Raw genomic sequence first — 13,827 nt, 5'->3', positions numbered from 1 at the left:
ATTTGAGGGCTAGACTGAACGCAGTTTCACTGCCGAGACTCCCCACAGATTAAGGAACATCGATGAGCAGCAAGGACTCCCCGGCGATCCGCCAGTCCAAGGGCGGCGTACAGTCCGTCGAACGTGCATTCGGACTGCTGGAGTGCATCGCGAACTCCGCGGGCTCGGCAACGCTGAGCCATATCGCCGCGGACGTCAATCTGCCGCTGCCGACGATCCACCGTCTGCTCAACACCCTGGTCAACCTCGGTGTGGTCCGGCAGCTGCCCGATCGCGGCTATGCGCTCGGACCCGGGCTGGTCCGCCTCGGCGATATCGCCGGCTCGCAGCTCGGCGCGATTGCGCGGCCCTATCTGCGCGAGCTCGTCGCCGAACTCGGGGAGTCGGCGAATGTGGCAACGATGGACGGAGACATGGTCGTCTACGTCGATCAGGTCGCGTCGGATCGACAGATGAGGATGTTCACCGAGGTGGGACGCCGTGCCCATATGCACGCCACCGGGGTCGGAAAGGCCATCCTCGCGGGCCTCGACTCCGAGCAGGTGAGGCATATCGCGACCACCGCGGGCATGCCCACCCCCACGGAATACAGCATCGGGACGATCGACGGTCTCGAGGCCGAGCTCGAGCGCATCCGCGAACGCGGCTATGCCATCGACGAACAGGAGCAGGAGCTCGGAGTGCGCTGCTTCGCAATGGCCATCCCCGACTCCCCCGCTCCCTTGGCGATCTCCGTATCGGGGCCGATCAGCCGCGTCGACCAGTCGTTCGCCGATCGCGCGGTCCCGCTGCTCAAAGACGCGGCCGCCCGCATCTCCGCAGAGATGCAGAGCGGCCGCTGACTTCAGTTCTCCGATCGGGTCAGGAGTCTCCGCCGGCCGTTCCCGAGGTGCCGGCGTTGACGTCGCCCAGACGATAACGTCGAGCCGCCTCGGCGGGGATGGACCCGTCGATCTCACCGCGCTTGGCGAGCAGCTGCAGGGTGCGCACGACCATCGAGTGCGCGTCGATCTTGAAGTGCCGGCGCGCGGCGGCACGGGTATCGGAGAAGCCGAACCCGTCGGCGCCCAGCGTCGCGAAATCGTGGTCGAGGAACGGCCGGATGAGGTCCGGCTGGGTCGAGTCGAAATCGCTCGTGGCCACGATCGGCCCCGGCCGACCTTCCAGCTTCTGCCGCACATAGGGCACGCGATCCGCGGGTTCGTCGTCGCCTGCGGCCGCGTTGAGTTCCGCGGCTTCGCATTCGAGACCGTCACGGCGCAGCTGCGCCACGAGGTCACCGACCATACGGCGGCGTCGACGCCCCAGTCGGCTGAGAGCAGCTCCCGGGCTTCGAGCGCCCAGGGCACTGCCACACCGGAGGCGAGCAGCTGCGCTTGCGGACGGTCGCCTCCGGCCGCCTCGGCGACGCGGTGGATGCCCTTGAGGATGCCTTCGACGTCGACGTCCTCGGGTTCGGCGGGCTGGAGCATCGGCTCGTTGTACACGGTGAGGTAGTACATGACGTTGCGCTCGTCCTCGCCGAGGTCGTGCTCGCCGTACATGCGGTGGAGGCCGTCGCGGACGATATGCCCGATCTCGTAGCCGTAGGCCGGATCATAGACGCGCACGGCCGGATTCGTGGCCGCGAGCACCGGGGAATGCCCGTCGGCGTGCTGGAGTCCTTCCCCGGTCAGGGTCGTCCGTCCGGCGGTGGCGCCGATGATGAACCCGCGGGTCATCTGGTCGCCGGCGGCCCAGAAGGCGTCGCCGGTGCGCTGGAACCCGAACATCGAGTAGAACACGTAGATCGGGATCATCGGTTCGCCGTGGGTGGAGTACGAGGTTCCCGCAGCGGTGAATCCGGCGGCGGCACCGGCCTCGTTGATGCCCACGTGGAGGAGCTGACCGCTGGTCGCTTCCTTGTAGGAGAGGAACATCTCGCGGTCGACGGCGAGGTAGTTCTGTCCGTTCGGGTTGTAGATCTTCGCGGTCGGGAAGAACGCGTCGATGCCGAAGGTGCGGGCCTCATCGGGGATGATGGGCACGATCCGCTCGCCCAGCCCCTTCTCTCGCATGAGGTCCTTGAGCAGCCGGACGAAGGCCATCGTCGAGGCGGCCATCTGCTGCCCCGAGCCCTTCTTCGTCTGCGCGAACGCCTTGTCACTCGGTGCAGGCAGGGTGATCCGATTGTTCTCCGGCTTCCGCGCCGGCAGGAATCCGCCGAGCTGACGCCGGCGGTCGAGCATGTACTGGATCTCCTCGGAGTCCTTGCCCGGATGGTAGTAGGGCACCGCGTACGGGTCTTCGTCGATGACCTTGTCGCTGATCGGGATGTCCATCCGATCACGGAAGGCCTTGACATCGTCGGCGGTGAACTTCTTCATCTGGTGGGTGGCGTTGCGGGACTCGAACGTCGTGCCCAGTCCGTAGCCTTTGACGGTCTGGACGAGGATGACGGTGGGCTTGCCCTTGGTGTTCACGGCCTTCTGGTAGGCGGCGAAGACCTTGTGATAGTCGTGGCCGCCGCGCTTGAGGTTCCAGATGTCGTCGTCGGACAGGTGGTCGACGAGCCCCTTCGTCGCGGGGGTCCGACCGAAGAAGTTGTCGCGGATGAAGCCGCCGGATTCGGCCTTGAAGGTCTGGTAGTCCCCGTCGAGCGTCTCGTTCATGATCTTCACGAGGTCACCGGTGCGGTCCTTGGCCAGCAGGTCGTCCCATTCGCGGCCCCATAGCACCTTGATGACGTCCCAGCCGGCGCCGGTGAAGGTCGCCTCGAGCTCCTGGACGATCTTGCCGTTGCCGCGCACGGGCCCGTCGAGGCGCTGGAGGTTGCAGTTGATGACGAAGGTGAGGTTGTCCAGCCCTTCGTTCGCGGCCAGCTGCAGGGCACCGCGCGATTCGGGTTCGTCCATCTCGCCGTCGCCGAGGAACGCCCAGACCCGCTGGTCCGAGGTGTCGGAGATGCCGCGGTTGTGGAGGTATCGGTTCATCTGCGCCTGATAGATCGCGTTGATCGGGCCCAGACCCATCGACACGGTCGGGAACTGCCAGAATTCCGGCATCAGCCGCGGGTGCGGATACGAGCTCAGTCCGTGCGGGGCGCGTGAGACCTCCTGCCGGAACCCGTCGAGGTCGGCCTCGGTCAGGCGGCCCTCGAGGAACGCCCTGGCGTACATTCCCGGTGAGGCATGGCCCTGGAAGAAGACCTGATCGCCGCCGCCGGGATGGTCCTGGCCGCGGAAGAAGTTGTTGAATCCGATTTCGTAGAGCGTGGCCGCACCCGCGTAGGTGGAGATGTGTCCGCCCACGGAGATCTCGGGCCGCTGTGCCCGGTGGACGAGCATGGCGGAGTTCCAGCGCAGCCATCGGCGGAAGCGGCGTTCGACCTTCTCCTCGCCGGGATAGAACGGCTCCTGGTCGACGGGGATGGTGTTGACGTAGTCAGTGGTGGTGACCTTGGGCTGGGCGACGGAGTTCGTGGCCGCGCGTGCACGCAGCGCCTCCATGATCTCGGCCGCGCGCTGGGTTCCGCGCGCGTCGACGAGCCCTTCCCAGGACTCGATCCATTCATCGACCTCTTCGTCGGTGATTCCCCTCGGACTCGCCGAGGTTGTGTCCTGTGTCATATCGGGGTTTCCTTCTCACGGGGTCCGGGCTCCCGGAACAGTACCCCGGGAGCCCGGAGATGGAAAGCCTGTCTCAGCAGGTGATGTTCAGATCTCAGCAGAAGCCGGCGACCTGTGCCCATGCGTCCTTGTTCTCGTCGACGCCTTCACGGGTGAAGGTGGCTTCGATGAGGCCGTAGGGGCGGTCGGCGACGATGAAGACCTCGTTCGGATTCTCGAGTCCGAAACGTTCGATGTCATAGAGGAAGTGGTGCTTGTTCGGGCAGGAGAAGCGGATCTCGTCGATCTCCGGCACAGCCTCGATGACCTTCTCGCCCATCTGGTACAGCGTGTGCTGCAGGGCGTGGGAGAAGTGGTCGGTGAAGGAATCGAGGATGATCTCCTTGACCTTGGTGTACACGGCCTCGAAGTCGAGGTCGGTGGTGTTGTAGATCCAGCGGGTGGCGATATCGGTGGCCAGGATCCGGTCCTCGGTCTCCGGCAGAGTCGTGTACTTGTCCTTCGGATAGCCGACGAATCCCGATTCCGTGGTCTTGAGCACGGTGAGTCCGTTGAAGCCGGAGATCAGCGTGTCCTTGTCGTCGTCACGGGTGAAGATGACGGTGCGGACCTCGGGCGCGGACTTGAAGAACGAGTGCTTGTGGTCGTTGATCCGGTCCCAGCCGTATTCTTCGGCTTCCCAGCGACCGCCGGTGACCCAGTCGAAGCTTGAGGTGAAGTGGTCGGCCAGACCCATGAGGAACTGTTCGGGCGAGCTCACGCCCAGCTCCTTGGCCTTCGCGAAGACCGTGTTCTTCTGGGTGTCGGTGGCGACGACGTGTTCGTTGTTGCCTTCGGTGTGAGCGGTCTCGAAGTCGCCCCACAGCTGCGAGGTGACATTGAGATCGCGGATCTCGTGGCGATCGGAATCGCGGTAGACCCGCATGAGTCGGTTCTCCGCCTTGCCGTACTGGTTCGATGTCAGTCGGACCTTGCTGCTCATTTTCTTCCTCCAGTTCGTCGGCGTGCGAGTCTGCGCACACCGTGACCATTCGATTGTCGAGGCCTGCCGGATGGGACCGGTCGGCTTCGGCGGTTTGTTGAGGATGGAGATCCTGCAGGGGGCCTGCTTCCCCTGTGAGCGGTTGTGGGCGCGGCTCAGCTGCCGCGGTAGGTGCTGTAGGCGAAGGGGCTGAGCAGCAGCGGAATGTGATAGTGCTCCTGGCCGGCCTGGACAGTGAAGTCGATGGTGACGACGGGGTGGAAGTGGTCGATCTCCCGGGCCGCGAAGTAGTCGCCGGTGCCGAAGACGATCCGGTAGTCCCCCGGCTCGAGGTGATCGGGGCCGAAGTCGGAGACCCTCCCGTTGTCGTCGGTGCGGGCCGAGACGATGACCTCGTCACCGGAGTAGAGCGTGACCTCGAGGTCGGCGGCCGGGGTGCCGACCATCGAGTCGAGGGCGTGGGCGGTGATGAAGCTCATGAGAGGATTCCTTCGAGTCTCAGTTCGGCGATCTGGATGAGCTGCTGCCCGACCTCGGCGGTCTCTTCCTCGGCGGTGTTGTCCATGCGGCGACGCAGTTCGGAGAGGACCTCCTCGGGCGTGCGCCCGGCGGCGCGGATGAGGAAGACGCGGTCGAAGCGGGCCTCGTAGGCGGCGTTTCCGGCGGCCAGCTGGGACTGCACATCTGCTTCCAGGGTGCCGAGTCCGGCCTGTTCACGGCTCGAGTGGGCCGCCTCGGCGCTCTCGCCCTTCGCCTTCTCACCGATGCGCGGATGGTGGGACATGGCCGCGTCGATCTCGGCGGTGGTCAGCGGTGCAGCGGATCGGGACGCGGCCGTCGCGGAGTCGAGGTCGGTCAGGGGGCGGGCATCGACGATCGCGTCGATCCACCGGTCGACATCGAGGCAGGGACGCAGAACTCCGCGGGCGTCATCGGCCGGGAGTCGATTGAACTCGGCCAGGTCCACGGTGACCTCCTAGGCAGGCGCTGAATGACTTTCACCGTTCGGAATACCATTTCCGAACAACTGATCCGAGTCTGCTGGGCGCCATCGGCAAAGTCAAATTGCTCACACATTTTTATGGAAACTTTCTTCCGTATGGTGGATACTGTTCGTGTGGCAACCGCCGCACACCCGACCATCGACGATGAGGTTGAATGAGTGCATGAGCCTGACAACGACAGATCAGACCCCGTCAATCGTCTGCGCCCCTGACTCCTTCAAGGGCTCAGCCTCCGCTCCTGCCGCCGCAGCTGCCATGGCCCGCGGCGTCCGAGCGGTGCTCCCCGAAGCGCGGGTCACCGAACTGCCCTTCGCCGACGGCGGGGAGGGCACGCTCGACGCCCTGCTCGCCGTGTGGGGAACTCGGCCGCGCACTGTGGACACGGTCGATGCCCTGGGCAGGGCCGCCTCGGCGGACTTCGGCCTCTCCCCTGACGGAAAGACCGCGGTCATCGAAGCGGCACAGGCCAACGGCCTGCCGCAGGTCTCGGACGTCGAACTGCAGCCCGAGCGCGCCGATACCTTCGGCGTCGGACTCATCGCGGCCGCGGCCCTCGACCTCGGGGTCGAGGAGATCCTGCTGTGCATCGGCGGTTCGGCGAGCACGGACGGCGGGACCGGAATACTGACCGCCCTCGGTGCCCGCTTCACCGATGCTGCCGGTCAGGCGGTCGCGCCGGGCGGAGGCGGCTTGGCCGCGATCTCCGCGGTCGACACAGCAGGGCTGGACCGGCGGGCGACGGCAGTGCGGTGGCGCATCGCCGTCGACGTCGACAATCCGCTCACCGGGCCCTGCGGGGCTGCCGCGGTCTTCGGTCCGCAGAAGGGAGCGGACGCGAACTCGGTGGACGTGCTCGATTCCGGGCTCGGTCACTTGGCCGAGGTGCTCACCGGCACCTCTGCCGAAGCCAACGACCTGGCGGCGACGCCGGGATTCGGGGCCGCCGGTGGGATACCGCTGGCACTGACGATGCTGCTCGGCGCCGAGGTGGTGCCCGGATCGACGATGGTCGCCGAGGCCGTGGGACTGTCCGAGGCTCTGGCCGACGCCGATCTCGTGCTCACGGGAGAGGGGTCATTTGATTCCCAATCCTTGGGCGGGAAAGTCGTCGCGGCCGTGCGGGACCATGCCCCCGCCTCGGCGAGGGTGATCGTCATCGCCGGTCGGGTCGGTCTGACCGCCGCGGAATGCCGAGATGCCGGGATCACGGCGGCGTTGTCGATCGCATCGGGACCGGCGGACCTCACCACTCTGTCCGAGCGCGCCGAAGCGCTCATCGAGGACACGGCTGCGCAGGCGTGCGCACTCAGCTCGCCGCCGGACGCACCATTCAACGACGAAAGGACGCACCATGACCACGACCACTCAGACTCAGCTCACCGTCGGAGACATCGCTCCCGACTTCACGCTCACCGACGCCGAGGGGCGGACGGTGTCGAAGGCCGACTATGCCGGCCGCAGCGTCATCCTCTACTTCTACCCGAAGGCCGCATCGCCGGGCTGCACGACGGAGGCCTGCGATTTCCGGGACAACCTCTCGGCGCTGGCGGCCGCGGGCTTCGAGGTTCTCGGGGTCTCCCCCGATGACACCGAATCGCTCAAGGAATTCGCCGCCGAGGAGGGGCTGACCTTCTCGCTGCTCTCCGACCCGGGCGCTGCGGTGGCGAAGGCCTACGGCAGCTATGGGCAGAAGACGATCGGCGAGCACACGTTCCAGGGCACACAGCGCTCGACCTTCGTCATCGGCGCCGACGGCACGCTCACCCACGCCGAGTACAACGTCGACGCCCGCGGCCACGTAGCCCGCCTCCGCGAAGAGCTCAACGCCTGACCCTCCAATTACTACCTGGCGGCGGCCGTGCCACCTCGCGCGAGGTGGCACCACCGCCGCCACCTGCGTCTGGGAGCGTTTCCGGGCACTCAGTTCGTGCGCAGCCGGGTGGCGAGCTCACCGAGGATCCGCTCGAACGGAGCCGCACGGAAGAGATCGCCGTATGTGAGCCGGATGATCGTGTACCCCCTGGCTTCGAGTGCGGCCTGACGCGCCTTCTCCGCGGCGATGCTCTCTTCCGGCGAAAGTCCATTCATCGTGTACTTCTCCATGCCGTCAATCTCGATGATCAGACGGGCATCGTGATTGCAGAAGTCGACTCGGGCGACAACGCCTCCGGAGTGGTCGAAGAATTCGACTTGCGGTTCGAAGCCGATGATTCCGTGCTCAAAGAAGCGCACTGCTGCGATCGACTCCGACGGGGCTTCGCGCCTGCCGTCGGTGAGGTCGAGGGCGCGCAGCACCGCCGCGTCCCCGCGTAGTTCGGGGCATTCGGCCAGCACCGCCTCGATGCGGAATCGCGCGGTGCGGCGTCGGCGGATCACCTCGTCGAGCATCGGCACCGACATATCGGGTCCGTAGTCGCGGGCGACGTCGATGAGCGTCCGTTCCATCGTCGTCACCGCATAGATGCCGACCATCTGGCGATGTGGTGACGGAACCTCTCTGTCCCGGACATAGAGGTGCTTGTACTTGCGGCTGATGTTGGGACGCAGCACCTCCACCCTGGACTCGGCCGGATAAGCGATCGGGAGGCCGTGGATGAGCGCCGCCGACAGATGCGAGAAGACCTCGCGCCCCTTCGTCACTCGCCACCGTCCAGACGCGGTGTGGATCTTCTCAGCCCGAGTCCGGATGAGTACGCGAAGACGCTCGATCTCATCACGCATGTCGCCGTGGTGGCCGAACTCCTCGAAGTCCTCTTCACTCAGTGCCGACCAGATCGGCTCATGTCGCGCGTCCGTGCAGGAGCCGGTGGCCACATATCGTCCTCGCGCTACGCGTTCGAGGCAGCACTTCTCCCCGCGCCGAATCTCGTCTTTGGTGAACCCGAGCCGATAGAGTTTCTGCGTCGTCATACTTAGGTACATGACACCAAACTGCACTCTTGACCATCAAAAGACAATACCTGAGAACAACCTGTGGATAACTTCTCCCCACAACTACCTGACGGCGGCCGGCGGGGGTCTCGAAGTCGACCGGGGTGCCGCGCAGCACGGTCTGCGTGACCCGACCGCGGACGGTGCGGGTGTCATACGCGCTGATCTGGTTGCGGTGCCAGAGCTCCGTGGCCCGCACCGTCCACTCCTCGTCGGGGGCGAACACGGCGAAGTCCGCGTCATTGCCCTCGGCGATCGCTCCCTTGCCCTCGACCCGGGCCACGGCCGCCGGTGCCGCGGACATCCAGCGGACCACCCCGGCGAGGTCGATCCCGCGCTTCGCAGCTTCTGTCCACACAAGCGAAAGGCCGAGCTGCAACGACGAGATCCCGCCCCATGCCGCACCGAAATCACCGGTGTCGAGCAGCTTGAGCTCGGCGTCGACGGCGAGTGGTCGGAGACGATGCAGTCGATCGTGCCGTCGATGAGCCCCTGCCACAGCGCCTCACGGTTCGATTCCTCACGGATCGGCGGGCAGCACTTGTGCGTCGTCGCCCCATCCGGGATCTCCTCGGCGGTGAAGACGAGGTAGTGCGGGCAGGTCTCGACGGTGAGCTTGATCCCCTCGGCCTTGGCCGCGGCGATCTGCTCCAGCGCATCCGCCGAGGACAGGTGCAGGATGTGCGCCCTTGCTCCGGTCTCACGAGCGGCGTCGATGACGCGGCCGATCGCGACGTTCTCGGCCTCGCGGGGGCGCGTGGCGAGGAAGTCGGCGAACTTCGGACCCGAGTTCTTCGGCGCCGAGGTCATCACCTCGTGATCCTCGGCGTGGACGATGAGCATTCCGTCGAAGGAGGCGATCTCGGCCATGTCCGCGGTCATCTCGGCCGGTTCCAGCGGCGGGAACTCCTCAACTCCGGAGTCCTCGAGGAAGCATTTGAACCCGAAGACGCCGGCGTCGTGCAGGGGCCGCAGGTCCGCAGTGTTGCCGGGGATCGCCCCACCCCAGAAGCCGACGTCGACGAAGGCCTTCGGTGCGGCGACCTCACGTTTGGTCTCCAACGCCGTGACATCGACCGTCGGTGGCAGAGAGTTCAGCGGCATGTCGACGATCGTCGTCACTCCCCCCGCCGCGGCCGCGCGGGTGGCGCTGGCGAAGCCCTCCCACTCGGCGCGACCGGGATCGTTGACGTGGACATGGGAGTCGACGAGTCCGGGCAGCAGCACCCGATCATCCTCAATCTCGATGACTTCTGCCCCCGCCGAGGCGGTCGCGCCCAGATCCTGTCCACCGCGGGAGATCGCGGCGATCTTCCCGTCCCTGACCCCGATCGTCACCGGTTCGATGCCCTCAGGCAGCAGAGCCTTCTCGGCATGGATGATCAGGTCGAAGTCGGCGTCGTTGCTCAATGTTCCTCCTCGGTCGCCCGCCCCGGAAGGCCGGTGAATGAATTTTCGGTATACCGTTCTAGCCTACTCGGCTCGGGCGGTTCGGCCCAGCCCTCAATCGGTTCGACCCAGCCTATTTCGCCGCGGCCAGTTCGCCCATCGGGCTCAGCGCCGTCGGAGCGTCGGCCGGAGTCTGGGCGAGGGTCTCGAATTCGTTGATCTGGTCGAGGGCTGCACCCATCGAGATGTTCGTGAGGCGTTCGAGGATGACCTCGACAACCACCGGCACCTGGTGTTCGTCCATGAGCTCCTTGGCCACTCGGAGGCCCTCCCCGATGAGTTCGGGGTCCTCGACCCGCAGCGCCTTGCAGCCGAGTCCCTGGGCCACGGCCACATGGTCGACGCCGTATCCGGACGATGCGGAGCCGGCGGCGTTGATGTTCTCGAAGGCCAGCGAGACTTCGTAGTCCATCTCGAATCCGCGCTGGGACTGCCGGATGAGCCCCAGGTAGGAGTTGTTGACGACGACGTGGACGTAGGGGATGTTGTGCTGCGCGCCGACGGCGAGCTCTTCGATCATGAACTGGAAGTCGTAGTCACCGGACAGCGCCACCACGGTCTCCTCCGGTTTGCCCTTGGCCACGCCGAGCGCGGCCGGTCCGGTCCAGCCCAGGGGTCCGGCCTGTCCCGCGTTGATCCAGTGCCGGGGCCGGTAGACGTGGAGCATCTGGGCGCCGGCGATCTGGCTGAGCCCGATCGTCGAGACATAGGTGACGTCGCGGCCGAAGGCTTGGTTCATCTCCTGGTAGACGCGTTGCGGTTTGATCGGCACCTCGGTGAAGTTCGTCTTCCTGTGCTCGGTCGACTTCCGTGCCGTGCATTCGCCGGCCCAACCGGTGAAGTCCGGCAGCCCTCCCGCCCGAGACCGTACAGCTGCCAGCAGCGCATCGAGTGCGGCTCCCGCGTCCGAGGCGACACCGAAGTCGGGGGCGAAGACGCGTCCGATCTGGGTGGGTTCGATGTCGATGTGGACGAATTTCCGACCCTTCCGGTACACGTCGAGGTCACCGGTGTGGCGGTTGGCCCAGCGGTTGCCGATGCCGATGACGAGGTCGGATTCGAGGAAGGTCGCATTGCCGTAGCGCACATGCGTCTGGATGCCGACCATGCCCGCGGCCAACGGGTGGTCGTCCGGGATCGCACCCCAGCCCATGAGGGTCGGTGAGACCGGAATGGACGTGAGTTCGGCGAATTCGACGAGGCGGTCGGCGGCATCGGCATTGATGACTCCCCCGCCTGCGATGATGATCGGGTGCTCCGCCTCGGCGATGAGGTCGAGGATCTTCTCCGCCTGCCCCGAGGTGGCCGCGGGCTTTGCCGGGGTCAGCGGTTCGTAGGCGTCGATGTCGAATTCGATCTCGGTCTGCTGCACGTCGATGGGCAGGTCGATGAGCACAGGTCCGGGACGGGCCGAGCGCATGAACTGGAAGGCGGTCTGGAAGACGCCGGGCACCTGCCCGGCTTCGAGCACCGTCTTTGCCATCTTCGTCACGGGCTTCGCGATCGAGGCGATGTCGACGGCTTGGAAGTCCTCCTTGTCGAGCACGGCGACGGGCGCCTGGCCGGTGATGCACAGAATCGGCTGGGAGTCCGCGGCCGCGGCGTAGAGCCCGGTGATCATGTCGGTGCCGGCCGGGCCCGAGGTGCCCAGGCAGACTCCGATGTTGCCCGGTGCCGAACGGGTGTACCCGTCGGCCATATGCGAGGCTCCTTCGACGTGCCGGGCCAGGGTGTGGCGGATTCCGCCGTGAGCCTTCATCGCCGAGTAGAGCGGGTTGATCGCCGCTCCCGGCAGCCCGAAGGTCTCGGTGGCGCCTTCCTTCTCGAGGATGAGCACAACGGCGTCGACTGCGCGCATGCGTGTCATGGGTTGAGTCCTTTGTTCTGGAGCCGGCGACGACGCTGTCGCCGGCTCGGTTCGGGGTTGAGTGGTGAGATCACCGGCGCCGAGGCGGTCGTTCAGTTCTCGTTCTTGCCGGAGAGGGCTTCGACGACGGTGAAGAGACCCGAATGATCGAGACCTCCGTTGCCCTGCTGCACCGTTGCGCCGACGAGCTGGGCGACCGTGGCGCCGAGCGGGATCGCCACTCCTGCCTCGCGGGCGGCGGCGGTGACGATGCCCATGTCCTTGTGGTGGAGTTCAAGCCGGAATCCGGGGTCGAAGGAGCGATCGAGCATCTTCTGCCCCTTCTGATCGAGCACCTTGGATCCGGCCAGCCCGCCGCCGAGGACCTGCAGTGCCGCACCCGTTTCGACTCCATAGGCTTCGAGGAAGACGACGGCTTCGGCCAGCAGTCCGATATTGCCGGCGACCATGAGCTGGTTCGCGGCCTTGACCGTCTGGCCGGCTCCCGAGGGGCCGACGAGGACAATGGTCTTGCCGACGGCTTCGAAGACGTCGGAGACCGCATCGAAGTCGGCCTGGTCGCCGCCGACCATGACAGAGAGGACACCGTCGACGGCTCCGGGTTCGCCGCCGGAGACGGGGGCGTCGAGCGGTTTGAGGCCAGCAGCCTTGGCCCGTTCGGCCAAGTCCTTCGCGACATCGGGGCGGATGGTGGAGAAGTCGATCCAGGTGGACCCGGCAGACGCGTGGGCGAGGATTCCGTCGTCGCCGGTCAGCACGGCTTCGACGTCGGGTGAGTCGGGAACCATGGTGATGATGACATCGGCCCCGGCCACCGCCTCGGCGATGGTGGCGGCGGCACTGCCACCCGCCTCGGCGAGGGCGTCGGCCTTGGCGGGGTGCGGTTGAAGCCGCGGACGTCGAATCCGGCGGCGACGAGGTTCTTGGCCATGGGCAGGCCCATGATGCCGAGTCCGATGAAAGCGATGGTCTTGGACATGGTGGGGTTTCCTTCAAGTCGTCGGTGGTGATGGTCAGGCGGTCTGGGCGGCGCGGTCGAGCCAGTCGAAGGCGGTTGCGCGGTCCTGTTTGTATTCGAGCGCCACGGATCCGGTGTAGCCGAGAGTGTAAGCGCGGTCGATCCAGTCACGCAGCGGCAGCGATCCGGTTCCCGGTGCTCCGCGGCCGTCGGCGTCGGCGATCTGGATGTGGCCGAAGTTCGCGGCTTCGGCCTCGATGACGGCCGGGACGTCGTCGCCGTTGACGTGCATGTGGTAGAAGTCGGCGAGCACGGCGATGTTCTGGGGTCCGTCGGCCCGGACCTTTGCGACCACCTCGGCGGCGTCGGCGTATCGCTTGAGCGGGTAGCCCTCGGCTCCGGAGACGGGTTCGACGAGGACAGTTCCGCCGATCTCGGCGACCTTGCCGGCGGCCAGCGCCAGGTTGGCGGCGGCCGTGGCGTACTGTCCGGCCGGGTCCTGGCCGTCGGTGCGCAGTCCGTAGAGCGCATTGAAGGCGCGGCAGCCGGTGCGTCGGCCGATCTCGACGACGATGGCGACATTGGCCGCGAAGTCCTCTTCGGCTCCGATGATCGAGACCATTCCGCGATCGCCCGCGGCCATGTTCCCGGCCCAGAAGTTCAGACCTTTGAGGGCGACCCCTGCGGATTCGAGGGAAGCGATGAACTCATCGACCTCCGCCGAGGATGGGGTCGGGTTCCCGTCGAAGGGCCACCAGAATTCGACCTCGTCGAAACCCGCATCCTTCGCGGCCTGAGCCCGCTCGAGAACGGGCACCTCGGCGAGCAGGGTGGAGCAGTTGAGGACGTAGCTGCCGGGTGAGGTGAAGTTCGGGGACATGGAGCTCTCCTTTGAGTTGCCTCTGTTTTCCGTATTATGGAAGTTTTGTTTCCATTCCGTGAAATCAGCATAGACAGCCCGCGGAGTCCCCGTCAAGACCTTTCCCCCAGAACTACCTGACGGCGGCCCAGCAACCTCGCGCGAGGTT

General features: G+C 66.1%; 8 protein-coding genes and 4 pseudogenes. 3 read left to right on the top strand and 9 right to left on the bottom strand.

What is annotated here, in order from left to right; translation table 11 throughout:
• The first annotated feature begins 62 nt into the window (after window positions 1-62).
• Window positions 63-842, top strand: a complete 780-nt coding sequence (locus AC2W7L_RS11885) for an IclR family transcriptional regulator (RefSeq protein WP_486004628.1) — start codon at window positions 63-65, stop codon at window positions 840-842.
• Between the two features lie 19 nt (window positions 843-861).
• Here AC2W7L_RS11885 and aceE read toward each other — a convergent pair.
• From aceE to uraD, 4 genes and pseudogenes are all read right to left on the bottom strand, one after another.
• Window positions 862-3,608, bottom strand: a pseudogene (aceE, locus tag AC2W7L_RS11880) (pyruvate dehydrogenase (acetyl-transferring), homodimeric type).
• Between the two features lie 94 nt (window positions 3,609-3,702).
• Complete coding sequence (pucL, locus tag AC2W7L_RS11875; RefSeq protein ID WP_486004627.1) at window positions 3,703-4,590, bottom strand: factor-independent urate hydroxylase; 888 nt, start codon at window positions 4,588-4,590, stop codon at window positions 3,703-3,705.
• A gap of 155 nt (window positions 4,591-4,745) precedes the next feature.
• On the bottom strand, window positions 4,746-5,069 hold the full coding sequence (gene uraH, locus AC2W7L_RS11870; protein WP_062861137.1) for a hydroxyisourate hydrolase: 324 nt from the start codon (window positions 5,067-5,069) through the stop codon (window positions 4,746-4,748).
• Window positions 5,066-5,557, bottom strand: a complete 492-nt coding sequence (uraD, locus tag AC2W7L_RS11865; RefSeq protein ID WP_486004626.1) for a 2-oxo-4-hydroxy-4-carboxy-5-ureidoimidazoline decarboxylase — start codon at window positions 5,555-5,557, stop codon at window positions 5,066-5,068. The genes uraH and uraD overlap by 4 nt, the downstream gene beginning before the upstream one ends.
• A gap of 181 nt (window positions 5,558-5,738) precedes the next feature.
• On the opposite strand from uraD, the pseudogene AC2W7L_RS11860 reads away from it, so the two are divergent.
• Both AC2W7L_RS11860 and bcp read left to right on the top strand, forming a co-directional pair.
• Window positions 5,739-6,890: pseudogene (locus AC2W7L_RS11860) on the top strand (glycerate kinase); the annotation flags it as partial.
• A 55-nt stretch (window positions 6,891-6,945) separates the two neighbouring features.
• Entirely contained in the window at window positions 6,946-7,425 is a 480-nt protein-coding gene (bcp, locus tag AC2W7L_RS11855) for a thioredoxin-dependent thiol peroxidase (RefSeq protein WP_486004625.1), read from the top strand.
• An 89-nt stretch (window positions 7,426-7,514) separates the two neighbouring features.
• Here bcp and AC2W7L_RS11850 read toward each other — a convergent pair whose 3' ends face one another.
• From AC2W7L_RS11850 to AC2W7L_RS11830, 5 genes and pseudogenes are all read right to left on the bottom strand, one after another.
• On the bottom strand, window positions 7,515-8,504 hold the full coding sequence (locus tag AC2W7L_RS11850; protein WP_486004624.1) for a DUF559 domain-containing protein: 990 nt from the start codon (window positions 8,502-8,504) through the stop codon (window positions 7,515-7,517).
• A gap of 94 nt (window positions 8,505-8,598) precedes the next feature.
• A pseudogene (gene allB, locus AC2W7L_RS11845) lies at window positions 8,599-9,935 on the bottom strand (allantoinase AllB); the annotation flags it as partial.
• A gap of 112 nt (window positions 9,936-10,047) precedes the next feature.
• Window positions 10,048-11,841 (bottom strand): glyoxylate carboligase, encoded by a 1,794-nt coding sequence (gcl, locus tag AC2W7L_RS11840; protein ID WP_486004623.1) that lies wholly within the window; start codon window positions 11,839-11,841, stop codon window positions 10,048-10,050.
• Between the two features lie 92 nt (window positions 11,842-11,933).
• Window positions 11,934-12,820, bottom strand: a pseudogene (locus AC2W7L_RS11835) (2-hydroxy-3-oxopropionate reductase).
• Window positions 12,821-12,854: 34 nt separating this feature from the next.
• On the bottom strand, window positions 12,855-13,679 hold the full coding sequence (locus AC2W7L_RS11830) for a hydroxypyruvate isomerase family protein (protein WP_486004622.1): 825 nt from the start codon (window positions 13,677-13,679) through the stop codon (window positions 12,855-12,857).
• Window positions 13,680-13,827: the final 148 nt, after the last annotated feature.

It is taken from the genome of Brevibacterium sp. LAARM3_SD1, from assembly GCF_057364765.1.
The sequence above is the reverse complement of the archived record's forward strand: the minus strand, read 5'-3'. Positions and strand labels throughout refer to the sequence as shown.

Coding starts and splice junctions, on each gene's coding strand:
- AC2W7L_RS11885 (WP_486004628.1), top strand. CDS start 63: ATGAGCAGCAAGGACTCCCCGGCGATCCGCCAGTCCAAGGGCGGCGTA.
- pucL (WP_486004627.1), bottom strand. CDS start 4,590: ATGAGCAGCAAGGTCCGACTGACATCGAACCAGTACGGCAAGGCGGAG.
- uraH (WP_062861137.1), bottom strand. CDS start 5,069: ATGAGCTTCATCACCGCCCACGCCCTCGACTCGATGGTCGGCACCCCG.
- bcp (WP_486004625.1), top strand. CDS start 6,946: ATGACCACGACCACTCAGACTCAGCTCACCGTCGGAGACATCGCTCCC.
- AC2W7L_RS11850 (WP_486004624.1), bottom strand. CDS start 8,504: ATGACGACGCAGAAACTCTATCGGCTCGGGTTCACCAAAGACGAGATT.
- gcl (WP_486004623.1), bottom strand. CDS start 11,841: ATGACACGCATGCGCGCAGTCGACGCCGTTGTGCTCATCCTCGAGAAG.
- AC2W7L_RS11830 (WP_486004622.1), bottom strand. CDS start 13,679: ATGTCCCCGAACTTCACCTCACCCGGCAGCTACGTCCTCAACTGCTCC.